Below are 26,158 nucleotides of genomic sequence, written 5' to 3'. Positions count from 1 at the left end.
TCATTACAGTAAAGTCATCTTGGTATATGTATCATTCGACATTTCCATTTTCAACAAGGGATTGAATCCTATCAACCAATGGTAATCATTTTCGCCTTCAACAAAGTTTCAAATGATGCATATAATTGAAAAGCACTTTTAGGATCTCTTATTTGGCAGGAAAGCAGCTCTTCAAGTCTTTTGATCCGATACCGTAAACCACTCATTGAAATGTTCAATTCTTTCATACTGCATTCAAGATTTCCACCACATTGCAGGAATACATAAAGCGTTTTCAATAATTCCTTCATTTTTGGGTCATCTTTAATTAATAAAGGAGCCAGCATTTTCTCTGCCTTTTTTAGTACCGCTGGAGTACTCCCCGTATGCATTAAAATGGATAGCAGATCTACTTCTTCAAATTTGATAATATCCCGAGTTCCTTCATTCATATTCAATGCGGTTAAAGCTTCTTGAAAAACCTCGTGAGCCCGTTCCAATTCATCACTTATTGTGCTAAGACCCATTTTAAAGTTATATCCGCTAAAAACAGTATATAAGTGATTGATGCATTCCTTGGTGCGAAGCTGATATTCAGTTCCCGGACTCAGCGGTATAAGCAATACGATATTACCATCCCTTAAGGCTGTTAAGACAACTTGATTCCGCTTTTTAAAGAAACTATAAATCTCCTCGATGATTTTCTGCTGAATGAAATAGTCATTCGCTGTCCCCCGATCGGAGGAAAAACCATAGCCAAGCAACGCAATGGTGAAAGGATGATCCAATGAAGCGTCTAAATACATGCTTTTTTTAATTATTTCTTCTCTGGAAGCAAACTCTCCATTTAATATTTGTTCAAGAAATAAACCTTTTACCCTTTCAAGGGCTTCAAAACTGCTTTTCTCATTTAAGAGGAATAAGGAACCGGTCATGGAAACCCTTTCAAGAATCATTCGATTGATTTCCAGGTTCGTTTTTCCTTCAACCGGATCCGATTGCGCAAAAACACAATAGCCGTAAGTTTTATTTTGTAACGTTATGGGAGTATAAAGCAGCTCCATCCCATCTTTTACGATTCTTCCGGTCCCCAATGTGACAGGACCATTTTCCCTCATCAGTTTGAGCTGATTCCTGACTTCCCTTACCTTCCCTATGTGAAACCCAGCATGATAAACCTGATTGCTATTGAAATTCTCCATCAACAAAGGAATTTTCGTTTTCTGATAAACCATCCTCACTATCGATTGAAGGCTTCTTCCGTTAATTAACTCCTCTGTCAGCAAATTATGAATATCCATCACTTTTGATAAACTATTGCGTTCCTCCAGCAGCTTTTCATATGTTACGGCAAGCTCTTGTACAATCGGTTTGGTTTTATAATATTTCAACTCATCTTGAATCTCCATGCCCCATAAATGTATCGATTTACCTTCGTATCTACACTCTGATTGCCCTGCTCCCTTACAGGCACTTTCTTTAAAAATCACTTCGTGACCGCAGACCGTCGAATAAAATCCACTTGCATAACCCGTCAATGTATAACAGACTGGCTTTTCCGCAATGCCTGTCTGGGTGATATGTTCCTCTGCCTCATAGGAATTCACCCAAACCCCTTCCACCTTTACAGAGTGTACATCCGTTTGATTATCCATTGATAATTCCAGGTTCGTAGTATTAACTTTTGTATAACCCTGCAGCATATGTAAGATTGGACCTTGCCTCAGTATTTCCTTTACCGTTGACAAATCCCTTTTTAGTACCTTTTTAGCATCATTGACTCCGATATTCCAGCCATAACGTATTAAAAAAGACTTCATTCTTTCAAATCCAATATTCTCGATCAAGTCTTTTCTTAGGGTACCGAAAATTGAAGAGGAAGTCAGGATCATCCTCTCATCATTTAAATGAATTTCTCCTTCATCATTCTTAAGATTCAAAAGATTCGTCATGATTCCCCACGGCTTTCCTTTTACATAATATTATACTTTTTCCACACCTTACCTATCAAGATAAAAATGTAAACGCATTCATATCATGCAGTGGTGGAAAAGCCGGTGGGAGTCCGATACAAACCATTCTTTTTCACGTTTTTCTACTCAGATTAATTCGTTCGGAGCCGGATCAAATCAGCATCAATGCCTTCATCTTCATTTATCCACTTATCGTTTGTCCAGCCATGAAGGTCATAATCGTCCATTGCCAAGTCCACAAAAGCTTTGAATTTATCTGATTGTCCATTTGAATCTGCCATTTTCATGGTTTCCAGCCTAATATTTTCATGGTTACCCGCATAATTGATTTCATATAATTCATTCCTGCCACCAAATTCCGTTCCGATGGAATCCCATATAAGTTTCATCAGTTTTACCCTTTCCACTGCCGAAACCCCGCCAGAACCCTTATAATATTTTTCGAGATACGGACGGACCTCAGGGTTTAAAAAATCCTTGGAGCTTGATGGGAGTTGAATGAGATTACCTGCTACAACCTGTTCAAATATCTGTTTTACCTTTGGCCATACCATAGGTGCAAACACCCTATATGCAGTTGCGTATGTGCTATTGGGCAGAACAGTGCCATACGGCCCTTCCATCGGATCTGTAGCCATCGCTGTCGAGATTGCCCAAAACATATTCCTGTAAGCAAGCACTTCCCCGATGTTGGCTTGTACTCCCCTAAATTGATTCGTTCCCGCCATCTCCGTAGCCTTCATCAGAAGCCCAGCCATAAAGTCCAATTTCACCGCATAGCGTGTACAGCCATGAAATGTATATCGGTTCATCCACCCAGTCTTGGATCTAAATCCATTGGCAATTTCCACATTATTATAGGCGAATACATTCTCCCATGGGATGAAAACATGATCAAGGACGATTACTGCGTCATTTTCGTCGAACCGACTTGAAAGCGGGTAATCGAAAGGAGTGCCTGTCTTGGAAGCCGTTTCTTCAAAAGATTGTCTGCTGATCATTTTTAAACCCGGCGCATTCATCGGCACAAAGAAAATCAATGCATGGCTTCTATCCCCTTCCCCAAGATCGACAGGAGAATAATTCGCGACAAAATTATAATTCGTAAGTGCAGCTGAAGTTCCAACCATTTTAGCTCCACTTACGATTATTCCATCATCCCGCTCTTCCACCGTACGTACAAATACCTCTTTATTTTCATGTAGCGGTTTATTCCTGTCCATTGCCGGATTTATAATTGTGTGGTTACAGAAGGGAACGTCCTTTGTGGTTTTTTCATACCATCTTTTCGCATTATCTTCAAATCCCTTATAAAAATCGCTATACGGTCCCAATGACCCTGTAAAAGCAGCTTTGTAATCAGGGGTACGACCCATGAAACCATAGCTCAATTTTGACCATTCTGCTATGGCATCCCTTGCTTCAAGCAGCTCTTTTGCGTTCTTTGAAGCCTTGAAGAACTTATGGGTAGTATGGCCTTCATCTGTCTTAGCCGTTAAAATCCGAGCACTAACCGGATCATGGAGAGCATCATATAGTTGGCCAATTGACCTGGCAGAATTGCGATATGCTGGGTGTGTCGTCACATCATCTACCTTATCGCCGTTCAAGAATACCGTTCTTCCGTCTCGTAAACTTTCTAAATACTCTTTGCCATTCATCATCGGAACATCCCCCATTCACAATCTTTCAATTTGGATTTCTAGCTTTATACTAACTAAATGTTCAAGGCATTTTTCTGTTGAAACCCATCTTTTTTCTAACATTTTTTGTCTGATTTTACTGAATAATCTAAATATGTTGAACTTGAACAAATAATCATATACGATATCATATATGATTATTAATAAAATCAAGGGGTGAGTGTCCATGGCAAAAGCAAGAGTGAAACTCAAACAGTCAGATTATTCGGAAGAAATGGAAATACTGTCGAACCGCTATATATTAATGAACGGTGATAAGTATGAGGTATCACAAATCAATTTGGATAACCCTATTTCAGGAACGGTATATGGAACATTATTAAACTATAAAGGATCATTGGAAGCATTGAAGGGAAAGATCGACCATCCTCCTTATAATGAACCTCCTAAAGGGCCGATCCTATATATTAAACCTAGAAACACGTTTTCTTCTTTTTCAAATCCAGTTCCCCTTCCAAACGGCATACCTGAATTGGAAATCGGGGCCGCACTGGGAATTGTAATCGGTAAAACGGCTACAAGAATCAAGAAAGAACATGCATTGGATTATATAGAAGGTTTTACGATCGCCAATGATATTAGCGTTCCACATGAAAGTGTTTTCCGTCCTGCTATCCGCCATAAAGCCCGTGATGGATTTTGCCCGATCGGTCCATGGGTCGTATCCAAGGAATCGATATCCAGCCCCGATTCTTTAGGAATCCGTGTATATATAAATGGAGAGCTAAAGCAAGAAAATTCAACTTCAAATCTAATTCGCTCCATATCCCGCCTTATTGAGGATGTAACAGACTTCATGACTTTGAGTACGGGTGACGTCCTTCTAGTTGGAGTTCCAGAGAATGCACCGCTGGCAAAAGCCAATGATCATGTCAGAATAGAAATAGACGAAATCGGGCATTTGGAAAATACTATCATTTCCGAGGAAAAACTATCACTGGAGGGGATTTTATGAAGAGAGCACGTGTAGCCTATGCAGGTGCCGTACATCCAGCAAGTGAATATTATGGCCAGCTCAAATTGGCGGATGGACGGATTGTCAATGAGCAGGATGTTGTCTGGCTTCCCCCGGTGGAACCACGAACTGTCTTCGCGCTTGGCCTGAATTATGCAGACCATGCGAAGGAGCTTGCTTTTAAAGCCCCGGAAGAACCCCTTGCGTTCTTAAAAGGTCCCAATACCTTTATCGGCCACCGGGGGCAGACAAGACGGCCTGCTGATGCAGCTTATATGCATTATGAATGTGAACTTGCAGTCGTCATAGGTAAAAAGGCGAAAAACATAAAAAAGGAAGAAGCCTATAAGTATGTAAGTGGATATACGATTGCAAATGATTATGCAATACGTGATTATCTGGAGAATTACTACCGACCAAACTTAAAGGTCAAAAATCGCGATACCTGCACCCCCATTGGACCTTGGCTAGTCGATGCCGAAGATATTCCAGATCCTTCGAACCTTGCCATCAAAACTTACGTCAACGGAAAATTGACTCAGCAAGGCAACACGAAAGACATGATTTTCGGCATTGCTGATTTAATTGAATATTTCAGCAGCTTCATGACATTGAGTCCAGGCGATATCATTTTGACAGGCACACCTGAAGGATTGGCGGATACCGCTGTAGGCGATGAAATCATTACTGAAATTGAAGGAATCGGGAAACTCGTCAGCACAATAGTCGGTGACGATGCATTTACTGAAGGCGGGGATCGGCCGCATCTAAAAATCCATAATTAACGGAAGGGACTAATCACATGCCTCATATAATTATTGAATATACGGATAATATCAAAGATGAAATCCAGATTGATGGCTTATTAAAGAAGGTGAATGATGTCCTGATATCTTACCCTTCCATCTTTCCAATTGGCGGCATTCGATCCCGGGCCATTGAATTGAAGCATTATCGTGTTGCCGATGGTACAGAGGATGATGCCTTTGTTCATGCCATCCTAAAAATTGGCGCTGGACGCCAGGACAGTGATAAAACCAAAGTATGTGACCATCTATTCGAAACGATGGAATCTCATTTGGCATCCCTCTTTTCAAAAAGATATCTTGCACTCTCCATGGAACTTACGGAATTCAGTAATTTTGGCACATATAAAAAGAATAATATCCATGATCGATATCATAAATGAACAAGATTTCATATTTAAAGGCCTCCCCCTTCATTGGGGAGGCCTTTAAATTATTATGTTTTGCCACTGCTGCCGCTATCAGTTGATTTCTGCAAGGTTTTCAGTACGGTTCAAGAACTCCTTGACACGATCCACATATTCCTGTTTATCATAGCCGTTATATAAAGCGCTCGCCATACGGACCGGATCTCCAAAAAAGAATCTTTCGTACAGCGTTTGCCTGGATCCAAATGAACTCATGCATACATCCCATGCGAGACGATACAATTTGACCCTGTCATATGCTCCACCATTCGCGGCTTGAAGATATTTATCCAAATCCGGTCGAAGCTCCGAATTGAAATCGGCTTCATTTGGAATCGCCATTAAGCCGCTAGCTCCAAGAAGCTGCATTATTTCACTGAATCTAGGGTAAATCTTCGGATAATAATTACGGGCAATGTTTAATGGTGTAAAATCAGGTGTCATCATTCCCCATTTATCCAATTTCGCGTTTGCCTCCGAAGCTGTTATGAAAGCCTTTAGCGTTTCAAGCGCCATGATGACTTCCGATATTTTCTCCTGAACATGCTGGTATTGCCCGATATTGATGGTTTCCGCCATAAGTTGCAAAATCCCCAGAATGAACTCGGTTTTGGCGATATTCTTCGATACCACCTGATGGGTCATATGAACAACTGCATTGCTTTCATTATATGCCTGGTTGCAAATGCCGACATCCCCATATGCAAATACCCGATTCCAAGGAACGACTACATCATCAAAAACGATAATCGTATCCATCTCCTCAAATCGTGAACCAAGTGGATGGTCAAAATGTGATTTGCCATAGTCGAATGATTCACGACAGATGAATTTCAACCCCGGTGTATTATTTGGAATGGAGAATGCGAATGCATAAGGGTTTTCTTCTTCTGATTGTTTTAGCAATGTCGAAGGGAAAACCATGATTTCATCCGTTATTCCTCCTTGTGTAGCTAATAATCTGGCTCCCTTTATAATAAGCCCTTCTGAATTCTTGCCAGCAATTCTTGCAGCGATGTAAGGATCCGGAAGCTTTGCGGCACTAACTCCCCTATTAACCTGTGGTTGAATCAAGGTATGTGTCAACGACAAATCCTTTTCCCGGCAGAGCTCATAATAATCCTTCATATTTTTTGAAAATGCCGAATCCTGAGTGCCGAACATATCCGCTGCAGTACCGTACGCCATCATCCCACTGTTGATATAGTCAGGGGAACGTCCCATCATTCCATTATTATGCCTTGCCCATTCTTGAAACATCTTCCTCCTTTTTTCAAGGTCTTCCTTTGTCCGCGGCTGCATGAATGAGGTCCCTACTCTTTCGTTTGAAGTTGGTGAAATATAAGTCATGATGTCATTTTTCGCGGAATCATGCTGCAAATCATATAATTCAGCCTGTGTTTTCATGACCCCTTTAAAAGCTGGGTGTTGACTGATCTTATCTTTTACTTGCTCTCCATTGATCCATACATTCGCCTTTGCTTTGTCTACCCTATCGATATATTCTTTACCTGTTTTAGCCGGCATGCTTGCATCCCCCTTTTAAATCGATATAAATGAAGCGCTTACAATTAAAATTCCAAATATTGAATTAATTTATATAACAAAATATACCATGTGTTATGATATATATAAAATACTTTAAAAATTCAATATGTATATGTAAATCATATGTATGAGGTGTATAAAATGGACATCCGGCAGTTAAAATATTTTGTGACAATCGTTCAGGAAGAACAAGTAACCAAAGCTGCAAAAAAATTACATATGGCCCAACCGCCTCTTAGCCAGCAACTTAAATTGATGGAAATGGAAATTGGTGAAAAACTTTTCGATCGGAATGGAAAGAAACTTAAACTCACTGAGACTGGTCAGGTTTTATATAAAAAAGCTGAAGCTCTATTGAATCAGTTTGAAGAAACACTTCTGGAAGTGAAGGAAGTCAGTAAAGGGGTAAAGGGCACTCTTTCCATAGGGTCTGTAAAAACCTGCTTTTCTTACATTCCGCAAAGGATGAGAACCTTTAGAGTAAAATACCCTGATATACGATTCAAGTTAATGGAAGGTGATACGTTCCGTTTAACGGAAGGCTTAATAAACAGGGAAATCGAGTTGGCCATCGTGCGACTCCCAATTAATGGTAAGCAGTTTTCGTCGGTTAACCTTCCACCGGAAGATTTTGTACTTGTCACCCCACATGATTGGGATATCCCAGACTTCATCGAATTTAAACAAATCAAGGAATTTCCCCTCTTGTTGCTGCATAGGGTAAGCGGTCAAGGTACATATGAGCTTATAGTGGATGAGTGCTTCAGACATGGATTTGAACCTACGATTGTATGTGAATGTCCTGATGCTGCAATGATATTATCTTTAGTGAAGGAAGGAATAGGAGCTACCATCATGCCACGTACCACATCCAATTCGTTTTCAACCCAGGGTATAAATATAGTCGAATTGATAGATTGTGAAGTACAATCCGAAGCCGCCCTTATTTGGCTCGAAGAACGCTATCTTTCCAAAGGCGCCGTCAAATTTCTAGAAACTTTTTCCGAATGAATGGCCAGTTATCCTTAAATCTTCATTTCATTTGCACCTTTTCTAATAATCTATGGTGTTGGTTGGAATTTCTATTCCATTGAAAAGAAAAAAAGCAACCTAGATGGCTGCTTTTAAAAATCGATTCACAAGTTCGATGAGCTGCACTTTATTTATATGCATACCATTCAATGTCGCAAAACACCCTTAACATCATGACCCGTATTGGACTTTACGAGGATTTCATTATAATTGTCTTTTGTAACCGTTTCCAAATCTGTCCTGCGGTTACTGAACAGGGAACCTAAATAGCATGCGAGGAACCCAAGAGGAATGGAAACGATTCCTGGTGAATTCAAAGGGAAAATCGGGTCACCTGTCATGATGGTGGCTCCGGGAACCGGGTTCCAGACATTTGGACTTAAGGCCACGAGCAAAAGTGTACCAAAAAGACCTGTCATCATACCGACCATTGCACCGGTTTTATTGAATTTTTTCCAATAGATGGTGAGAAGGATGACCGGCAAATTCGAACTGGCTGCCAATGTAAAAGCAATCGATGCCAGAAACGCTACATTGAATTCCTGTAGACCTAATGATAAAACGATTGCAAGTGCAGTCACACCAATGGACGCCCATCTAGCCATCGTCATTTGCTGTTTTTCCGTTGCTTTTCCATCTTTTAAAATTTCATTGTAAAAATCATGTGAAAATGCCGTAGCACCTGTTAAAACGATTCCCGCAACAACTGCCAGTATCGTTGCAAAGGAAACGGCCGCAATAAAGGCGAATAAGATGTCCCCGCCCACAAGTTGGGCCAATAATGGTGCAGCCATGTTACCCGCTGGATTAGCGGTCATGATATTCGATGTTCCAACCAACTTCGCAGCACCGAATCCGAGAAAAATGACCATGATATGAAAAGCACCCATAATCCACATCACCCAAACAACCGACTTCCTTGCCACTTGTGCATTCGGGACAGTCAGAAAACGTATTAAAATGTGCGGTAGACCTGCCGTTCCCAGAATTAGGCCCAGGGACAAGGAAGCTGCATCCCACCCACTGGCATATTTAATACCTGCCTTCAGGTAAGCTGCTCCCATGGGTGTCGCTGTTTTCATTTCCGTGAAAATTCCGATGAAACTAAAATTCAACTTCCACATGACGATCATAAATAATATAAACACGCCGCCAATCAGCAGGATTGCTTTAATGATCTGCACCCAGCTCGTCGCCGTCATCCCCCCAAATAGTACAAATACCAACATTACAATACCTACGATAATGACAGAGGTATTATACGGGATGTCTAAAAGCAATTTAAATAAAGCACCTGCCGCAACAAGTTGACCCAGCATGTACATCACTGATATCACCAAGGTATTAAAAGCGGTCACTCCCCGGACCTGTTTATATTTAAACCTTGTAGTCACCATATCAGCCAATGTGTATTTCCCTAAGTTCCTTAAAGGTTCAGCCACCAGGAATAATACAACAAGGAATGAAACAAGTGCTCCGTACATCAGGAAAAATCCATCATACCCCGTTAAGGAAAATGCTCCAATCAACCCTAAAAATGTGGAAGCCGACATAAAATCCCCGGCCAATGCAAGTCCATTTTGCCTAGCTGTCAAACCGCCCCCAGCCGTATAAAAAGAGCCTGCCGTTTTAGTTTTTTTGGAAGCGAAATACGTAATGAAAAGGGTGCCTATCGACATTAGTGCAAAAAGAATAATAACTGTCCAATTCATGTTTCAAAGCCCTTCTTTCTCGATGATTTCTTTTATTTGTTCATCGATTCTTTCGGATTTCCTTACATATACGCTGCAAACCCATACAGACATAACCGTGATGGAGACACCGTACACCCACGCCCATGTTATGTCTCCAATGAAAGGGTGATCCAGGATATCAGTGTAAAAAACTAAGAAGGGCAAAAGCAGGGAATATCCCATAAAGAATATCGTAAAAGGGATGACGAATTTCTTTTTATCGGAAAGCATATTCTGAAACTCTTTGGAAGCAACAATCCTTTCATAATCCACTAGATTAGTTTGTTCCGATTCTTGAAGGTTTTTTTCCAACCGAACCAACTCTTCACACCTCTTCTGATATTTATTTTTCAAAGGACGGTACTATAAATAGTATTGAGCCTTTCCATTGCCAAATCATTTTCCAAAAACCCAAACAACTTATCTGCACAAGAAGGGCTAAGCCCATCCCTAAGCTTTCCGAACGCATTTTGTCTAACCGGTGACACATACAGATAGGGCAGCAGTTAGTTCCCACTGCTGCCCTGTCCCAGACTATATCTTATAGAAGGCTTGCACTTTCGCAATAGACTTAGCTTGCATATCCTTCATCCGTTTTAGTTTATTTATACTTTCACGTTTCAAATCTTCCAGTTTTCCATCAAACTTTCACCAATTCCCTAAACGGTGACAATTGGTCTTGGAACAGGTATATATAAACAAGCGCCCTATCAAAATGACAATGTGCGGTCAATGTATGTTTTTGCCGAAACACTCGATCATTCATCCTGAATCCCGCTTTTTTCAGATGATGAATTCAGGCTTGCTTTTTGCCAGAATCGGTTCTTTAAGAGGAACTTCTTCGCCTGATATTATATCAAGGACAGCAGAAGCCTCATCAAACCATGAATCCGGGGCTTTTGCTCCCCAAAATGTCTGGCGTCTTGGATCATTCAAATCCCAATGAATCGGTTCGATATCCGGGTCAGATGTTAAGTAATCCCCATTGTATAATTCGATTCTGTGACCGTCCGGGTCTCTTAAATATAGGAAGAATGCATTGGATAGGCCATGCCTTCCTGGTCCGCGTTCTATGGACTGTGCATATCCAAGTGATGCCAGTACATCACAGGCATGGATAATTGCAAGGGGGTCAGGTAGAAAGAAGCCTACATGATGAAGTCTTGGACCGATTCCGTTCATGAATGCCTGGTCATGGACGGTTTGCTTTCTATGTAGCCACGTAGCCCATAATTGGCCCGACTCATCCACTGTATCTTCCGAGCAGGCAAAACCTAATTCTTTCACATAAAAATCATAGGCTTTTTGGACATTTGTTACATTACAATTCACATGATCGATCCTTTGGACCCTTGACCCCCTATGCATATCGAATCTTTGCAGCAATCTCTCTGCTTTATCCATTTTGCTGAAAAACTCGATTGGCAATCCGGAAATATCCTGAACTCGGAGCGACTTGCCTAGTGCATGCTGTGTTCCTTCCTTCATCCACTTCATTTTCATTCCCTTGGACAGGAAGAAAGATTCCAATTCTTCAAGGTCTTCCTCTTTTTCAACCTTGTATCCTATCGCTTCAACGCTTGGCTTTTCTGCCTTTTGCAAGATAAGCGAGTGATGATGCGCTTCCTCTAAACCACGTAAATATATGTGATCATTCGTTCTTTCCGTTTCAATAAAACCTAAAGCATCCACATAAAAGGCTCTTGATTTATCTAAATCCGTTACATTAAGTATCGTTCTCGCAACACGAATAATAGAAAAATTCATTGTATTCTCCCCTTCTTTATGACACCCGATTATTTTTCAGCAGAAGAAACGGCATTTCGTTTTATGTCCCCAAATTTCGGAATGTGATGTTCTCCAATTGCTACGTGGATAACTTGTGTTTCCGTATAGAATTCAAAGCTATAATGGCCACCTTCACGTCCTACCCCACTATATTTCGATCCTCCAAACGGTATCCGCAAATCCCTTACGTTTTGGGAATTCACCCATACCATCCCACTATCGACAGCTTGAGCAAACCTATGTCCCCGTTTCATATCATTTGTCCATACATATGCAGCAAGCCCATACTTTACATCATTAGCCATTCTCAGTACTTCCTCTTCGGTCTTGAAAGGAATGACTGCCATGACTGGTCCAAAAATCTCTTCTTGTGCTACCGTCATATCATTTGTACAGTTCAAGAGAAGCGTCGGGGCAATATAATTCCCTTCGTTGAACGCACTTGGTATCGCACCGCTTACAATTTCAGCCCCTTCATCTTTTGCTATATCCAGATAACGGGAGACATTATTAAAGTGGTCACGATGGATCAGCGGTCCGATTTCCGTATCTGGATCCATTGGGTTTCCAATTTTGATATTATGAACACGTTCCTTCAATTCTGCAACGAACTGGTCTATTATCGATTCATGGACAAATAATCTGGAATTGGCTGTGCATCGCTCCCCATTGAATGAATAGATTCCCCAAACCACCGAATCCAGGGCCTTTTCCAGATCGGCATCTTCAAAAATGACGGCTGGTGATTTACCTCCGAGTTCCATGGAAAAACGTTTCATCGTATCCGCACCATTTTTAATGATTTCAGCGCCAGTTGTCGTTTCTCCGGTAAAGGATATCAATTGGACCTCTGGATGGGCAACCAAGGACGCCCCAGCTGTCTCCCCAAAACCGTGAACGATATTGAATACGCCCTTTGGCAGACCGGATTGGTCAATGATTTGTGCTAATTTATTGGCAGTCAATGGAGACCACTCCGCCGGTTTAAGGACACATGTATTACCTGTAGCCAGAGCCGGGGCGATCTTCCAGGTTTCTAACATGAAAGGCGCATTCCAAGGAGTGATTAATCCTGCGACTCCTATCGATTTATGAATCGTATAATTGATGAAAGTGTCATCCACTTGATACGACTCCCCTATCAGCCTGCTTTTCACCATTTCAGAATAAAAACGGAAATTCTCCGCTCCCCTTGCCGCCTGTTTTTTTGTCTGGCTAATCGGCAACCCTGTATCAAGGGATTCCAAAAAGGAAATTTCTTCGGCATTCTCTTCAATTAAATCAGCAATCCTATTAATGTACTTCAATCTTTCTTCCACTTTCATCGTTCTCCATGGACCGTTATCGAATGCAGCTCTTGCGGCGGCTACCGCTTGATCAATATCCTCTTTAAATCCTTCTGCCACATTATTGATTGCTTGATTATTAAAAGGGCCTAGATTTTCAAATGTTTTTCCTGAGATTCCATCAACAAATTGACCATTGATGTAATGCTTGACATCTTGCACCGGAAAAGTTTGCATGAATAAATCCTCCTTTAAAAATTAATTCAGGAAGATGACAATAATCGTTTGGATTTGTGCAATCTTCCCAATCTAGCAATTATGACTGGATTTTTTGGTCAATCAAACCGTATGATTGAAGGGTTTCACGCAGTTCTTTTTCCAACGGTTCCGAAGGCGGTCCCATCGGCGGCCGTAATGCAGGATTGATTTTCCCCATCATCCCCATCGCAGCTTTTAATGGTCCTGGATTGGTTTCTTTAAACAAAACATCATTCAATGGCATTAATTTGTAATGGAGGTCAAGTGCCTTTTCCACATCACCCTCCACCCAATGGTTATAAATTTCAGCCACTTCTTTAGGAGTGATATTAGCTGTAGCACTAATATGTCCTGCTCCTCCAATAGCCAGCATCGGATAGCATAATAATTCGATGCCAGAATATAAGAGAAAATCCCTTCCGCAATTCAATAAGACACGGTTCACATGTTCAAAATCTTTATTAGATTCCTTTACGCCAATTATATTTTCACAATCTTCAGCAAGGCGTGCCAATGTCTTAACTTCCAAATTCGTTGCCGTTCTTCCGGGAATGTTATAAACGATAAGCGGGATATCAACGGAATCGGCCACCGTCTTAAAGTGATTGTAAAGTGCCTGCTGATTCGGCTTATTGTAATAAGGAACGATGACTAAAGCAGCATCAGCCCCCATTTCCTGTGCCCTTTTAGTCAAATGCAATGTTTCTTTCTGATTGGCAGATCCAGTACCTGGTGCAACCGGAACACGTGCTTTTGCTGCTTTGATTGCCGTTTCCATCACTAATTCCCGTTCCTCAATCGTTAGAGAACTCGGCTCGCCGGTAGTCCCGCATACCGAGATTCCATGGGAACCGCTTTCAATATGCCAGTTTACTAGATTTTCAATGGCCTTTACATCCACTTCCATCTTGTCATCAAATGGAGTGATAATTGGAGCTATGGATCCTCTTAAACGACTTTTGATTTCCTCGTACATTTTTTCTACCGCCCTTTCGTTATTTGAATATTCGGAATAATTAAACGAAAAAATCGGCCTTGCTTTTATGAATAATCGATTGACTATTATAAAACAAGGCCTGGGTCATCAAAGTGCCTGATCGTGATTAGTTTCCGACCTCTGCTTGAATGTATTGATGGCATTCAGTTTATGCTTTCTCACCAGAGATTCAATTTCTTCAAAAGATGCTTTTTCCTTTAAAAGCTTTATGATGCTTTCATGTTCGCGAATCGATTGGACTGCGCGTTGCGGTACCATGGTGAACATGGACTTTCTGACTCTATTCATTCTTTGTTGAGCCTGTTTAATTTCCTCCTTCAAAAAGGAATTTCCGCACTTTTCATAAATTTCCTCATGGAAACATTCGTTTAACTTACCAAACAGCTCTAATTCAAAGTTATGGAGGGCTTTTTCCATTTCCTTGTTTAAATTAATCAGATTTTCAAAATCATCATCTTTCATCGTTAAAGAACTAAGGGCAGCTGCATATCCTTCAAGTAAAGATAGAACTGAAAGAGTTTCAATGTATTCGCTCTCATTAATACTTGTAACCACTGCTCCACTATAAGGCTTATATTGAATAAGGCCGTCGGATTCCAGTTGTCTGATCGCTTCCCTGACAGGGATCGGACTTAGACTAAGTTCTTTTGCCGTTTGATCGATAATGATCCGCTGTCCAGAACCATATGTTCCATCCAAAATTAATTTACGAAGGTGCTCATAAGCTATTTGCTTTTTGCTGGGTATTTTGTTTTTCTCTTCCATATTTTCATCATATATGAAATCATATATGATTGCAACCGATTTTTATTAAAAATCATATATGATTTTTTCTTAATGTACTGTTTCTCTGCAGGACTTAATGGGACAAAAACTCATTTGATAAAAAGGGAGATCAGTAATCCACCTTTTCCTGTGCCATAGATATAATTCAACTAAAATAACCTGCAGACACTGATGTAGCCAGGTAGTCTGCAGGTTATTTAAAAATTATGCCATTTTTGAATTAACGAATGAATGTATTCTTTCAACTGCTGCTTCCAGCAGCTCCAGTGAAGTTGCATAAGAGAGTCTGATGTTATCAGGTGCACCGAACCCTGAACCTGGAATAACAGCCACTTGAGCTTCTTCCAGCAACGCAGTCGTAAAATCTTCGACATTGCTGTACCCTGTTAATTCAACTGCACGTTTAACGTTCGGGAATAAATAAAATGCCCCTTGTGGTTTAATGCAGCTTACGCCTGGAATTTCAACCAATTTATCATATATCTTATTCAAACGGCCTTCAAATGCCTGACGCATTTCCTCAACAGGCTCCTGCGTACCTTCATAAGCCGCAATCGCACCATATTGAGCAGTTGTGGTAGGATTTGATGTGCTATGGCTGGCAAGGTTCGCCATTGCTTTAATGATGGACTCATCACCAGCTGCATAACCTATTCTCCAGCCAGTCATCGAATGCGATTTAGAAACACCATTGATGATGATCGTTTGCTTTTTCAATTCAGGTGAAATCTCTGCAATGGATGTATGTTTAGCATTTCCATATACCAATTTTTCGTAAATTTCGTCGGAAACGATCAAGATATCATGAGCCAGGCAAACTTCCCCGATAGCCGCCAATTCTTCCCTGGAGTAAAGCATGCCCGTTGGATTGCTTGGCGAGTTGATGATAACCGCTTTCGTTTTTTCGGTAATTGCTTGTTCTAATTGTTCTTTAGTGATTTTATATTGATTTTCTTCCGTACCGACTACATAAACCGGCTTTCCGTCAGCAAGCTTGATTTGCTCAGGATAGCTCACCCAATATGGTATCGGAACAATGACTTCATCTTCTTCGTCCAGGATAGCTTGAAACAATGTGTAAAGCGAGTGCTTTGCACCTGAGCCAACTACAATTTCAGACGGTTTGTAATCCAAGCCTTGATCACGCTTCAATTTAGCCGCAATTGCTTCTTTTAGCTTCGGCAGACCAGCGGATGGCGTGTATTTAGTTTGACCTTCATTCATGGATAGAAGTGCTGCATCTATGATATGTTGGGGTGTATTATAGTCTGGTTCACCAGCACCCAAACCAATTATATCCAGACCTTGGGCCTTAAGCTCCTTTGCTTTTGCCGTAATGGCCAATGTTGTTGATGGCGTTAATGACTGAACCCGGTTCGCTAATTTCATATTAAATTAATCCTCCATTCTAAATGCTTCGATAATACTTTAGCCATTCCCCAGTTTTAAAATCATAATAGTCATAGTTAAAACGCTCGGATTCATCAAGATACGTTACTTCCCAAAGCGGAACGTTTTTTTCCATGCCTAGCTTAACCGAAATGATTTTTTGGGGATTAAGCTTTTCTTTGACAATGTTTAAAATCTCTTTTTTTGATTTACCATCTTTATAGTTTTCCACTACTATTTCTTTCTTCTTGTCCTCAGGAAGCCAGACTATTTTTTTAGTCCCTTTTTCTCCCTTACCAATGATGACGGAGTATGAATCCTGCCCATTATAAAGGTAGAATTCTTCCATGGTCACAAGGCCGCCCTCTTCCTTCGCCTTTTTAAAAGCCTCATTACCAGCCTCTTTTTTAGGCTGCAACGCTTTAATATATGCCCCGCTGACAAATCCGATAAAACAAAGGACCAGGATGGAAGCAATAATCAACCATTTTTTCAAAGCTGCTTTTCCCTCTTTCTATGTACGATAAATTGTAAATATCGCTTTTTCTTGATCTTCGGAATCCAATGCCAGACCGAACATTAAATCATCTTTTTTCAATGTTCGGTTCAAGGAATCCACAATTTTATACAGATCAGGAGAATGTTGCAACCTGACTGTTGAAATTACTTCGATTTTACTTTCCATGAGACGCCCCTCCATTTTAATAAATTGTCAACAACCACTGGTATGAATAGGATTTGAAGGCTTTACCACCTATCACATTATACCAGTTCAAAGGTTATTTTTCTTTATAAATTCATAAAAATCCATTTTAGATTAATGAAATATCTAAAGATTCTTTAAATCCACTTCTCTATCATTTCAGCCATTTCTGTTATTGAGGCTTGGTGCCAGTTCACTTCGGGAATGGCCTTTTGAAATTCAGGTCCGTATTTGGCAGTGATTATGCGGCGATCAAGTATAACCAAAACCCCTTTATCTTCTGGCGTCCGTATAAGCCTGCCGAATCCTTGCCGGAACCTTAACAGGGCCTCAGGTAAAGAAAAAGCAGAGAAAGGATTACGCCCTTGCTTCTCGAGAAGTTGACATTTTGCTGCTGTCACTGGTTCATCCGGTGGCGAAAATGGCAGCCTGACAATGATTAAACAAGATAAATCCTCGCCTGGGATATCGACGCCTTCCCATAGGCTGGTTGTTCCAAACAGGACTGCTTTCTCGAAGTTTTGGAAATTCCTGAGCAGCCTCATCCGGCTTCCGCCAGAAATCCCTTGTGCAAACAGGGTGAACTCATCCAGAACCCCACTGTCTTTGATGGAATTATAGGTCGCCCGCAGCATTTCATGCGAGGTGAATAATACCATCATCCTCCCTTTCGCTGCTTGAGCGGCAGCAATAATATGGTTTGCAGCGGTTTCGGAGAATTCCTCCACCGATAAGCAATTGATATCTGGTAGATCATTTGGAACCAGTACCTTTACGAGTTCCTTATAAGGAAAGGGAGAAGGAAAACTTGCTGTCTGCATCGGTTCATTCTCTAAACCGAGTTGTTCTTTAAAATACTTAAAAGAATCTTTCACAACGAGGGTTGCCGATGTCATGACCACACTTTTTTGGCGTCCGAAATAGGAATCCCATAACCGTTTGCTTCCTGCAATCGGCTGAACCGTCAAAGTCACCCCATGCTGGGGTGCTGCATTCGTATAATCAAGCCAATAAATATTTTCTTCATGCGGCTTGATGAAGAATTCATGCAAGGAGTCCCTGGTATCCTGTAAATGTCCAAGCAGCACCTCGATATCATTCAAATGAAATAATGAATTTTTTCCTAATGGGGACTCATTATTCAATAAAAGGGCCAATCTTTTCTCTAACTCCGTGATGATGTATCCTAATAAATCCACCAATCGCTCAGCGACCAGAATCGCTTTACCCCATCTTCCATCATCTATTTTGAATGAAAGCCGTTTCGGACTCATGGAACGTGAAAGTTTTTCCGCCTGATTGGAAATGTAATAAAAAAGCTGTTCGAATTCATAGGAAAAATCACTAAGCTTTTGATCTAATTCGTGCGTGGACTTCCCCTCGGCCAGTCCATTATTTAAGAGCATCCTGTCCAATTTATATAATAATTGCTTTTGATCTGATGTCCCTAGTCTGTTTAAAACCGTCTTCACCGAAATGTAATTTAGCCTGCTCCCAAGCTGTTTAGATGCTGCCTGTTCCAAATGGTGTGCTTCATCGAGTATCAAATACCCTTTTTTTGGAATCAAGGCATCTTCTGTAAGCAGATCCGTCATTAAAAATGAATGGTTAGTAATGATGATATCCGCCTTGGCGGCTGTTCTTTTTGCCCGTTCAAAAAAATCCAATTCAAGCCAGGGCTGTTTTAATCCTGCGTATGTAAGACCATCACTTTGCAGCCGATTCCAAAATAGCTGACCGCCGCTTGTAAGATTCAATTCATCTTTATCGCCTGTTAAGGTTTCGGTAAGCCAAACCAATATCTGCATTTTCGTTAATGCCGTTTCATAATTATCTTCCTTCTCACGCAATGCCCTTTCAAACTTTGCCAAGCTCAAATAATTACTTCTCCCCTTTAGCAAAACAGCTTGAAAGGTAAAGGGAAGTATTTTTTTAAGCTTGGGAACCTCATTTTGAAGAAGTTGATCCTGTAGCTGAAGCGTGTATGTTGAAACGACGACAGGTTTATGATGTTTTTTTGCAAAATAGACGGCCGGAAGCAGATAGCCTATGGATTTCCCAATACCTGTCCCAGCTTCAATGATTGCATCCTGGCTGGATTCGAAGGAATGGTGAATCATGTTCATCATATCAAGTTGTCCGCTTCTTGCTTCAAAGGCAGGGTATGCACTTTGAAGCATGGCTATTTTTTTCTCATCATCAAGCGGAAATTCCGCCCCCGTGTCTTTTTGATCACCTTCGTCTTCGGCCTTTTTAAATGCAAGGCCCCTATAAGTAATAAGATCAGGTGAATGGACTTCTGCTTTAGCAAGTTTGCTTGCAATGCAAGCATCTATCAATTCGGAAATCTCACTTTGTAAGGAATATGATAATCGATATAACTGTTTAAGTGTCATCACTGGAAGATTCATCAGCTTTTTTTTCAATTCCAATAATAATAAAGCGGTCGCATATGCATCACTATCCGCTTGATGGGGCCTGGAATGATCTAGATTTTCTTCTTTAGCCAGCTGGTGCAGCTTATATCCATCGGATGTTGGTTTTAATATTTTCGCTAACTCCACTGTATCAAGGGTGGAACCATAAAACGGCTCAAACCCGCATCGTACTAGTTCTTCCTGTAGAAAAGATAAATCAAATAATACATTATGGGCAACAAAACAAGCCCCTTCTATAAGCCGGGCAATATTTCCTGCAACATCTTCAAAGTCAGGTGCATTTTTTACCGTCTCGTTGCTTATTCCGGTCAACTCTTCAATAAACAAGGAAATTTCCTGTCCAGGGTGGATATATGTGGAGTATTCATCCACAATTTGGTCATTTTCGATGACCACGCCAGCAAATTGAATAATCCTATCCCCTTTTTTCGGAGAATTCCCTGTTGTTTCCAAATCGACCACTACATATCGTTGCATCATGAATTGTACACCTCAAACTTCACTTTCTCCACTTCCTGATGGAATTCTCTTATCTTTTTTATACCATAATAATCGTAATAAAGGAAACAAGCGGTTCATCAACGGGCGAAAAGGGCCGGCACCTGTATGCATGATCCATGCATATTGTGCCGGCCCTCCGCTTACATGACAGTAGCTGCAGGTTCGTTTGAAATCAGATCAATGATTTTGTTATTTTCATCCATGATCGCAACTTTTGGTTTATGATCCCCCAGTTTATCCTCTGAAACCATCACATAAGAAATGATTATCACGATATCATCCGGCTGCACCAGTCTTGCTGCCGCTCCGTTCAAACACACGACACCGCTGCCCCGTTCTCCCGCAATCACATATGTTTCAAGTCGTGCACCATTATTATTATTCACGATGGCGACTTTTTCATTAGGCAGAATACCCACCGCATCAATTATATCTTCATCAATCGTAATGCTGCCTACATAGTTCAAATTAGCCTCAGTAACCCTTGCACGGTGGATTTTTCCATTCATCATCGTTCGAAACATCTCAATACCCCCTGATTTTCATGAATTATTCTACATTTAAAGTGATATTATCAATTAGTCTTGCATGCTTGAACTTTACAGCCATTGCAATGATGATATTTCCAGCCAGCGATTCAAGCGGTTTAAGTTCAGGGTATTGATAGACTTCAATATAGTCGATCACTCCACTTGTGTGGGCACCAATATGTTCACTTAATAGAGCCGTGACTGTTGCTGCATTTCTTTCACCGGATTCAACCGCCTCTTTGGCCTTCAATAAACTTTGGTACAGCTCTTTAGCCTCCAAGCGCTCCTGAACTGATAGGTTCACATTTCGCGAGCTCTTCGCTAACCCATCTTCTTCACGTACAGTATCCACTGCAATAAGCTGGATAGGGAAATTGAAGTCTTTGATCAGTCCATCTATCACGGCGACCTGCTGGGCATCCTTCTTACCAAAGTAAGCTCTATCAGGAAGGATGATATTGAAGAATTTCGTTAAGACTGTCGCAACACCATCAAAGTGTCCGGGCCTTTGTCTGCCGCATAAAACATCCGTCCTGCTTTGGACAACAACTTTTACAGATGGTTCTTCACCGTACATTTCGTGGACAGTTGGATAGAAGAGATAATCAACTCCGCCATTGGCTGCGACTTTTTCATCCCGTTCCAAATCCCGCGGATATGTTTCAAAATCCTCATTGGGTCCAAATTGCGTCGGATTGACAAAAATACTTAATACCACAATGTCATTTTCTTTACGCGCCTTTTCCAAAAGGGTTGCATGCCCCTCATGTAAAAATCCCATTGTCGCTACATAGCCAATGCTTTTGTTATTGTTTTTTTTCTCTCTAAGTGCCAATTGCAAAGCAGCTGCTGATGTAAATGTTTTCATCTTTTCCCTCCGTAAAGTTCGGAAAGTTGCTCTTCCTTCATCGTGAATGTATGTTTCTCCGACGGAAAAACTTTAGATTTCACTTCATTCACGAAGCTTGTAAGCGATTGGCCAATCAGTTCATTTGCATCTCCATAAACTTTTACGAATTTCGCCAGCCGGTCTACCCCGTACTTGATGACATCATGGTAAACGAGGACTTGACCATCCGTTTCAGCTCCTGCCCCAATTCCAATGGTTGGAATGTCAAGGTTCCGTGTGACGAGTTCCCCCACTTGATATGGAACACATTCTAAGACTACTGCCATCGCCCCCGCAGCTTCACACTTTCTCGCATCTTCCAAGAGCTGTGCTGCACTTTCGGCATCTTTTCCTTGTACTTTATATCCGCCCAGAACGCCGACTGATTGAGGAGTCAAGCCAAGATGGGCTACAACCGGGATGCCCGCCTTGGTCAATGCTGATATTTTTTCAACAACATCATCCGCTCCCTCAAGCTTTACGGCATCCGCATGACCTTCCTGCATGATCCGGGCTGCATTCTTGAGTGTTTCATCCATAGATAGGTGATAGCTCATAAATGGCATATCCGTTACGACAAATGTATTTGGTGCCCCGCGTTTTACTGCCTTTGTATGATGGATCATGTCATTCACCGTAACTGGAATCGTTGAATCATATCCCAATACGACCATTCCTAAAGAATCTCCGACTAAAATCATGTCTACACCTGATTGTTCGGCTAACTTTGCTGACGGGTAATCATAAGCCGTCAGCATGACAACCTTCTCTTGATTTTGTTTCATTTTCAAAAAATCTCCGGATAATTTCATTACGTTTCCTCCTTTTGATGGAGGAGATGAAAACATCAGCGTAAACTGGTGTCTATACATTCATCCGCAAAAAAAGGACTGACTAAAAAAGTATCTGTTTCGCTACGAAAAATGGCTGAAAAAGCCACAATTCGATCAATAAACAGACTCATCTTTTAGTCAATCCCTTTGTTTCATCAGAAGTTTCATCCCTCCGTCCCCGTCCAGTTCTCTGGATCAAGGCAGATTTTCAAATAATTTGGTATTTATGGGGGTGCAGTTCACATGATACTGCCCACTTGCATTATATCAAGCCAAATTGAAAATTTCTATTTAATTTTCACGAATTTGACAAAAATCTACTGAATTTCAATATCTGCAGAATATATCGAATGTACGGTTCCTTTGCCGTCTTCAAGAAGTAAAACGCCTGAATCCGTTATGCCCAACGCTTTTCCGACAATCGTGTCATTAACGGTACTCGCTTTGATTACCTGTCCAAGACTGATCGCATAACTCTCCCATAAATCCTTTATTGGCATGAAGCCCTGATCTAAATAGAGTTCGTACAAATTTTCCAGACGAAACAATGCTCGTTGAATGACCTTGGACCTTGAAACCGTCACTCCACTTTCTATGAGAAGGGAAGACGCTTTTTCCTGCAGATCTTCAGGAAAATCCTCTAATTGCTGATTGATATTCATTCCAATTCCGATAATGACAGAATGGATCCTATCTGATTCCGCCTGCATCTCCGTAAGGATGCCCACCACTTTCTTGCGATTCACCAAAATATCATTCGGCCACTTTATTTGCGGCTTCAAATCAGTGGTATCCTCTATAGCCTGAGCAACAGCGACCGCGGCCAATAATGTAAGCTGTGGAGCCTCATGAATCGGGATTTTCGGCCTCAAGATGAGACTCATCCATATGCCGCTGAATTTTGGGGAATGCCAAGATCTCATTAGCCTTCCTTTTCCGGATATCTGCTCCTCGGCAACGACGAGGGTCCCCTCCTGAACGCCTTCATTTGCGAGTTGATGCGCAATTTTTTGCGTGGATTCTACAGTTTCCTGATAGTGGATCAGCTTGCCGATCGTTTTTGTTTCCAAGCCAAGCTGTATTTCGCTCTCGGACACTTTTTCCGGCGCTGATATGATCCGGTAGCCTTTTTTCCTTACGGCCTCAACATTATACCCTTCACTGCGCAGGTCTTCTATATGCTTCCAGACAGCTGTGCGCGAACAGCCAATGTATTCAGCAATTTCCTGACCGGATATAAACGCACCATCCGCTTTTGAGAGGGCTTCCATCAGCATTGTTCTTAACTCAGATTGCATTTCACCAGCCACCTCTTTATTTCTTCTTTATCATTTCTTAATTCTTCATTCAAGACAGCTTTCAATACTTTTCCCAAGTATTCCTTGACCCATGGACCTGGCTTTTCTTGTTGCCAATTCAATAAATCCGTTCCCGTAACGGCAAGATCCGACATTTGTTTAATAATAAGTCCATTATAGCTTTGATGTGCATTCTCCTCCGCATCCGATACATTCCCGCCAGTCATCGCCGCCCTGACTTTTGCAGCTTGTACAGTTACGTCATGCCCTGCCTGAAATACATCGATGGCTGATGGATCTTCTTTCTTCACTAGCTGTATCGTACGTTGAACGTTTCTTATGCTTTTCAATGGCAGCTTCCATTCCCTCAAAGCCTCTTCCATTTCCTGATCTTTTGTGTGAACCATGATTATAGACCATATTTCTGCCGCTTTCAGTTGATGAAGCGGCAGGTTCAGTAATTCCATTAAATGTTCCTTTTTACTGGAAAATAGAGGTAGGTATTGATATAAACCGCTTTCCAGCAAGAGTGAAAAAGCCCTTAACTTATTCGAGCCTGCCAATAGTTTCTCAAATTCAACCAGGATTCTTTCGACAGCAATTTCACTGATGATCTGGGCGTTTTCTTTAAGGGAATCAAAGGTTTCTTGATCCAGTTCAAAATCAAGTTGACTGATGAATCTTAATGCACGCATCATTCTCAATGCATCCTCATGAAACCTTTCATGCGGGTTGCCAACCGTGATGATCCTTTTTTCAGCCAAATCTCGCTTACCATTAAATGGATCGATGATTTTACCGGTCTTATCCATTGCCATTGCATTCATCGTAAAATCTCTTCTTTGCAAATCCTCAGTCAAAGAACGGACAAATTGTACAGCATCGGGTCTGCGAAAGTCCGAATACCCGCTTTCCGTTCTAAACGTCGTAATTTCGTATGTACCCGTATCCGTTATGACGAGCACTGTTCCGTGGTCAATCCCGATATCAGCCGTATTAGGAAAAATCCTTTTGATTTCCTGGGGTGTTGCGGAAGTCGCTATGTCCACATCGTTAATGGGTCTGCCAAGGATATAATCCCTTACAGAGCCGCCAACGAAATAAGCCTCGTATCCTGCTTCTTCAATCAATTCCAGAATGGGTACTGATTTTAAGAATAACCGATCCATTAGCATCCCCTCCCTATTCGATGGATTTACCTTCAAGTGCTTGAATATAGATGGCTTCATACTCAGCCATAATCGTATCACTGTGAAATTCAGTATTGGCCCTTTCCAGCGCAGCTTCAGAAAAGCGTTTATGTAAAACCGGGTCGCTTAAAAGTCCAATCGCTTTTTCAGCAACCATTTTGACATCTCCCAATTCACAAATATAACCAGTCTCCCCGTCAACGATGACTTCAGGAATTCCCCCGATATTTGTCCCTATACAAGGAACTCCACATGCCATCGCCTCGAGTAGCACAAGTCCGAAACTCTCTTTTTCCGATAACAGGAATATCAAATCACTGATTGAATATAATTCGGCAAGGTTATCCTGCTTACCAAGAAACAAGACCGAATCATCGATTCCAAGATCATTAGCCAATTTCAAAACGGTTGTCACTTCCGGTCCGTCCCCTACGAGCAGAAGCTTTGCAGGCATTTTCTTTTGAGTTAGATAAAAAGCTTGGATGACGTCTTTCACTCGTTTGACCGAACGGAAATTCGACACATGTATGATCACTTTTTCATCTTCACTGATTCCGTATTCATCCTTAAGGTAATCGGAATTGGATTTATGGTAATCTCTTTCATCAATAAAATTATAAACGGTTTTGATTTCCTTATCCGGTGCGATTAATTCGTGCGTCTGCTGAACTAGGGAATTAGATACTCCTGTAACGACATCCGATTGCTCTATCCCGAATTTTATCAAATTGGTCAATGAGGGATCATGGCCTAATACGGTTATGTCCGTACCATGCAGTGTGGTTACGATCTTTACTTCATTACCTGACATCTGCTTTGCAAGGATTGCACAAACAGCATGGGGAATTGCATAATGAACGTGGAGAATATCTAATTTCTCCCGTTTTACGACATCCGCTATCTTGCTCGCAAGCGCCAGGTCATATGGTGGATATTGAAAGACAGAATACGAGTTCACTTCAACTTGGTGATAAAAAATATTACAGTACATCTTATTCAAGCGAAAAGGGAGGCTTGAAGAAATGAAATGTATCTCATGTCCTTTTTCTGCAAGCATCTTGCCTAATTCAGTTGCTACGACACCAGAACCCCCAACTGTAGGGTAACAGGTAATTCCAATTTTTAATTTCATAAGA

23 protein-coding genes are annotated in these 26,158 nt (G+C 41.2%); 4 read left to right on the top strand and 19 right to left on the bottom strand.

Annotated features, from left to right (window positions below; translation table 11 throughout):
- Nucleotides 1–71: 71 nt before the first annotated feature.
- Both ACSR9O_RS09895 and ACSR9O_RS09890 read right to left on the bottom strand, forming a co-directional pair.
- Nucleotides 72–1,931 carry a XylR N-terminal domain-containing protein gene (locus ACSR9O_RS09895; RefSeq protein WP_491724327.1) on the bottom strand — a complete coding sequence of 620 codons (1,860 nt, stop codon included), beginning with the start codon at nt 1,929–1,931 and terminating at the stop codon, nt 72–74.
- 152 nt (nt 1,932–2,083) lie between these two features.
- Nucleotides 2,084–3,616 carry a 4-hydroxyphenylacetate 3-hydroxylase family protein gene (locus ACSR9O_RS09890; protein ID WP_491724326.1) on the bottom strand — a complete coding sequence of 511 codons (1,533 nt, stop codon included), beginning with the start codon at nt 3,614–3,616 and terminating at the stop codon, nt 2,084–2,086.
- A gap of 205 nt (nt 3,617–3,821) precedes the next feature.
- On the opposite strand from ACSR9O_RS09890, the gene ACSR9O_RS09885 reads away from it, so the two are divergent.
- Genes ACSR9O_RS09885 through ACSR9O_RS09875 form a run of 3 tightly spaced genes read left to right on the top strand, consistent with a single transcriptional unit; the run spans nt 3,822 to nt 5,799 of the window.
- Nucleotides 3,822–4,610 carry a fumarylacetoacetate hydrolase family protein gene (locus ACSR9O_RS09885; protein WP_101222383.1) on the top strand — a complete coding sequence of 263 codons (789 nt, stop codon included), beginning with the start codon at nt 3,822–3,824 and terminating at the stop codon, nt 4,608–4,610.
- Entirely contained in the window at nt 4,607–5,395 is a 789-nt protein-coding gene (locus ACSR9O_RS09880) for a fumarylacetoacetate hydrolase family protein (protein ID WP_260358982.1), read from the top strand. The genes ACSR9O_RS09885 and ACSR9O_RS09880 overlap by 4 nt, the downstream gene beginning before the upstream one ends.
- Before the next feature lie 17 nt (nt 5,396–5,412).
- A complete protein-coding gene (locus ACSR9O_RS09875) occupies nt 5,413–5,799 on the top strand; it encodes a 5-carboxymethyl-2-hydroxymuconate Delta-isomerase (protein ID WP_230176936.1) in 387 nt (128 codons plus the stop codon).
- A 78-nt stretch (nt 5,800–5,877) separates the two neighbouring features.
- Here ACSR9O_RS09875 and hpaB read toward each other — a convergent pair whose 3' ends face one another.
- On the bottom strand, nt 5,878–7,350 hold the full coding sequence (gene hpaB, locus ACSR9O_RS09870; RefSeq protein WP_260358983.1) for a 4-hydroxyphenylacetate 3-monooxygenase, oxygenase component: 1,473 nt from the start codon (nt 7,348–7,350) through the stop codon (nt 5,878–5,880).
- A gap of 162 nt (nt 7,351–7,512) precedes the next feature.
- Between hpaB and ACSR9O_RS09865 the strand changes: the two genes are divergently transcribed.
- Nucleotides 7,513–8,382 (top strand): LysR family transcriptional regulator, encoded by an 870-nt coding sequence (locus ACSR9O_RS09865; protein ID WP_101222387.1) that lies wholly within the window; start codon nt 7,513–7,515, stop codon nt 8,380–8,382.
- A gap of 167 nt (nt 8,383–8,549) precedes the next feature.
- On the opposite strand, the gene ACSR9O_RS09860 is transcribed toward ACSR9O_RS09865, so the two are convergent.
- From ACSR9O_RS09860 to bshA, 16 genes are all read right to left on the bottom strand, one after another.
- Nucleotides 8,550–10,115 carry a solute symporter family protein gene (locus tag ACSR9O_RS09860; RefSeq protein WP_434167312.1) on the bottom strand — a complete coding sequence of 522 codons (1,566 nt, stop codon included), beginning with the start codon at nt 10,113–10,115 and terminating at the stop codon, nt 8,550–8,552.
- Nucleotides 10,116–10,118: 3 nt separating this feature from the next.
- Nucleotides 10,119–10,457 (bottom strand): DUF485 domain-containing protein, encoded by a 339-nt coding sequence (locus ACSR9O_RS09855; protein ID WP_101222389.1) that lies wholly within the window; start codon nt 10,455–10,457, stop codon nt 10,119–10,121.
- A gap of 462 nt (nt 10,458–10,919) precedes the next feature.
- Nucleotides 10,920–11,903: a 3,4-dihydroxyphenylacetate 2,3-dioxygenase gene (hpaD, locus tag ACSR9O_RS09850; RefSeq protein ID WP_101222390.1), complete on the bottom strand. Its 984-nt coding sequence runs from the start codon at nt 11,901–11,903 to the stop codon at nt 10,920–10,922.
- Nucleotides 11,904–11,932: 29 nt separating this feature from the next.
- Entirely contained in the window at nt 11,933–13,447 is a 1,515-nt protein-coding gene (gene hpaE / locus ACSR9O_RS09845; RefSeq protein ID WP_491724325.1) for a 5-carboxymethyl-2-hydroxymuconate semialdehyde dehydrogenase, read from the bottom strand.
- A 79-nt stretch (nt 13,448–13,526) separates the two neighbouring features.
- Nucleotides 13,527–14,444: a 2,4-dihydroxyhept-2-ene-1,7-dioic acid aldolase gene (hpaI, locus tag ACSR9O_RS09840; protein WP_101222392.1), complete on the bottom strand. Its 918-nt coding sequence runs from the start codon at nt 14,442–14,444 to the stop codon at nt 13,527–13,529.
- A gap of 108 nt (nt 14,445–14,552) precedes the next feature.
- A complete protein-coding gene (locus tag ACSR9O_RS09835; RefSeq protein WP_230176940.1) occupies nt 14,553–15,230 on the bottom strand; it encodes a GntR family transcriptional regulator in 678 nt (225 codons plus the stop codon).
- Between the two features lie 225 nt (nt 15,231–15,455).
- Nucleotides 15,456–16,640, bottom strand: a complete 1,185-nt coding sequence (locus ACSR9O_RS09830; RefSeq protein ID WP_260358985.1) for a pyridoxal phosphate-dependent aminotransferase — start codon at nt 16,638–16,640, stop codon at nt 15,456–15,458.
- A gap of 19 nt (nt 16,641–16,659) precedes the next feature.
- On the bottom strand, nt 16,660–17,136 hold the full coding sequence (locus tag ACSR9O_RS09825) for a cell wall elongation regulator TseB-like domain-containing protein (RefSeq protein WP_063233239.1): 477 nt from the start codon (nt 17,134–17,136) through the stop codon (nt 16,660–16,662).
- Between the two features lie 18 nt (nt 17,137–17,154).
- Entirely contained in the window at nt 17,155–17,325 is a 171-nt protein-coding gene (locus ACSR9O_RS09820) for a YpmA family protein (RefSeq protein WP_064505144.1), read from the bottom strand.
- A 155-nt stretch (nt 17,326–17,480) separates the two neighbouring features.
- Nucleotides 17,481–20,261: an ATP-dependent DNA helicase DinG gene (gene dinG / locus ACSR9O_RS09815; protein WP_491724324.1), complete on the bottom strand. Its 2,781-nt coding sequence runs from the start codon at nt 20,259–20,261 to the stop codon at nt 17,481–17,483.
- Between the two features lie 161 nt (nt 20,262–20,422).
- Nucleotides 20,423–20,806, bottom strand: a complete 384-nt coding sequence (gene panD / locus ACSR9O_RS09810; protein WP_101222396.1) for an aspartate 1-decarboxylase — start codon at nt 20,804–20,806, stop codon at nt 20,423–20,425.
- A gap of 25 nt (nt 20,807–20,831) precedes the next feature.
- A complete protein-coding gene (gene panC / locus ACSR9O_RS09805; RefSeq protein WP_491724323.1) occupies nt 20,832–21,680 on the bottom strand; it encodes a pantoate--beta-alanine ligase in 849 nt (282 codons plus the stop codon).
- Nucleotides 21,677–22,513: a 3-methyl-2-oxobutanoate hydroxymethyltransferase gene (gene panB, locus ACSR9O_RS09800; RefSeq protein ID WP_491724322.1), complete on the bottom strand. Its 837-nt coding sequence runs from the start codon at nt 22,511–22,513 to the stop codon at nt 21,677–21,679. The genes panC and panB overlap by 4 nt, the downstream gene beginning before the upstream one ends.
- A gap of 338 nt (nt 22,514–22,851) precedes the next feature.
- Nucleotides 22,852–23,832 carry a biotin--[acetyl-CoA-carboxylase] ligase gene (locus ACSR9O_RS09795; protein ID WP_230176946.1) on the bottom strand — a complete coding sequence of 327 codons (981 nt, stop codon included), beginning with the start codon at nt 23,830–23,832 and terminating at the stop codon, nt 22,852–22,854.
- Nucleotides 23,817–25,001, bottom strand: a complete 1,185-nt coding sequence (locus ACSR9O_RS09790) for a CCA tRNA nucleotidyltransferase (protein WP_101222400.1) — start codon at nt 24,999–25,001, stop codon at nt 23,817–23,819. Before ACSR9O_RS09790 ends, ACSR9O_RS09795 begins: the two co-directional genes overlap by 16 nt.
- A 13-nt stretch (nt 25,002–25,014) precedes the next feature.
- Complete coding sequence (bshA, locus tag ACSR9O_RS09785; RefSeq protein WP_101222401.1) at nt 25,015–26,154, bottom strand: N-acetyl-alpha-D-glucosaminyl L-malate synthase BshA; 1,140 nt, start codon at nt 26,152–26,154, stop codon at nt 25,015–25,017.
- Nucleotides 26,155–26,158 lie beyond the last annotated feature (4 nt).

Source organism: Peribacillus sp. B65 (assembly GCF_058513295.1).
Note: the sequence above shows the minus strand (reverse complement) of the source record. Positions and strands in the feature narration are given on the sequence as shown.

Coding starts and splice junctions, on each gene's coding strand:
- ACSR9O_RS09895 (WP_491724327.1), bottom strand. CDS start 1,931: ATGACGAATCTTTTGAATCTTAAGAATGATGAAGGAGAAATTCATTTA.
- ACSR9O_RS09890 (WP_491724326.1), bottom strand. CDS start 3,616: ATGATGAATGGCAAAGAGTATTTAGAAAGTTTACGAGACGGAAGAACG.
- ACSR9O_RS09885 (WP_101222383.1), top strand. CDS start 3,822: ATGGCAAAAGCAAGAGTGAAACTCAAACAGTCAGATTATTCGGAAGAA.
- ACSR9O_RS09880 (WP_260358982.1), top strand. CDS start 4,607: ATGAAGAGAGCACGTGTAGCCTATGCAGGTGCCGTACATCCAGCAAGT.
- ACSR9O_RS09875 (WP_230176936.1), top strand. CDS start 5,413: ATGCCTCATATAATTATTGAATATACGGATAATATCAAAGATGAAATC.
- hpaB (WP_260358983.1), bottom strand. CDS start 7,350: ATGCCGGCTAAAACAGGTAAAGAATATATCGATAGGGTAGACAAAGCA.
- ACSR9O_RS09865 (WP_101222387.1), top strand. CDS start 7,513: ATGGACATCCGGCAGTTAAAATATTTTGTGACAATCGTTCAGGAAGAA.
- ACSR9O_RS09860 (WP_434167312.1), bottom strand. CDS start 10,115: ATGAATTGGACAGTTATTATTCTTTTTGCACTAATGTCGATAGGCACC.
- hpaD (WP_101222390.1), bottom strand. CDS start 11,903: ATGAATTTTTCTATTATTCGTGTTGCGAGAACGATACTTAATGTAACG.
- hpaE (WP_491724325.1), bottom strand. CDS start 13,447: ATGCAAACTTTTCCGGTGCAAGATGTCAAGCATTACATCAATGGTCAA.
- hpaI (WP_101222392.1), bottom strand. CDS start 14,444: ATGTACGAGGAAATCAAAAGTCGTTTAAGAGGATCCATAGCTCCAATT.
- ACSR9O_RS09835 (WP_230176940.1), bottom strand. CDS start 15,230: ATGGAAGAGAAAAACAAAATACCCAGCAAAAAGCAAATAGCTTATGAG.
- ACSR9O_RS09830 (WP_260358985.1), bottom strand. CDS start 16,640: ATGAAATTAGCGAACCGGGTTCAGTCATTAACGCCATCAACAACATTG.
- ACSR9O_RS09820 (WP_064505144.1), bottom strand. CDS start 17,325: ATGGAAAGTAAAATCGAAGTAATTTCAACAGTCAGGTTGCAACATTCT.
- dinG (WP_491724324.1), bottom strand. CDS start 20,261: ATGATGCAACGATATGTAGTGGTCGATTTGGAAACAACAGGGAATTCT.
- panD (WP_101222396.1), bottom strand. CDS start 20,806: ATGTTTCGAACGATGATGAATGGAAAAATCCACCGTGCAAGGGTTACT.
- panC (WP_491724323.1), bottom strand. CDS start 21,680: ATGAAAACATTTACATCAGCAGCTGCTTTGCAATTGGCACTTAGAGAG.
- panB (WP_491724322.1), bottom strand. CDS start 22,513: ATGAAATTATCCGGAGATTTTTTGAAAATGAAACAAAATCAAGAGAAG.
- ACSR9O_RS09795 (WP_230176946.1), bottom strand. CDS start 23,832: ATGCAATCTGAGTTAAGAACAATGCTGATGGAAGCCCTCTCAAAAGCG.
- ACSR9O_RS09790 (WP_101222400.1), bottom strand. CDS start 25,001: ATGGATCGGTTATTCTTAAAATCAGTACCCATTCTGGAATTGATTGAA.
- bshA (WP_101222401.1), bottom strand. CDS start 26,154: ATGAAATTAAAAATTGGAATTACCTGTTACCCTACAGTTGGGGGTTCT.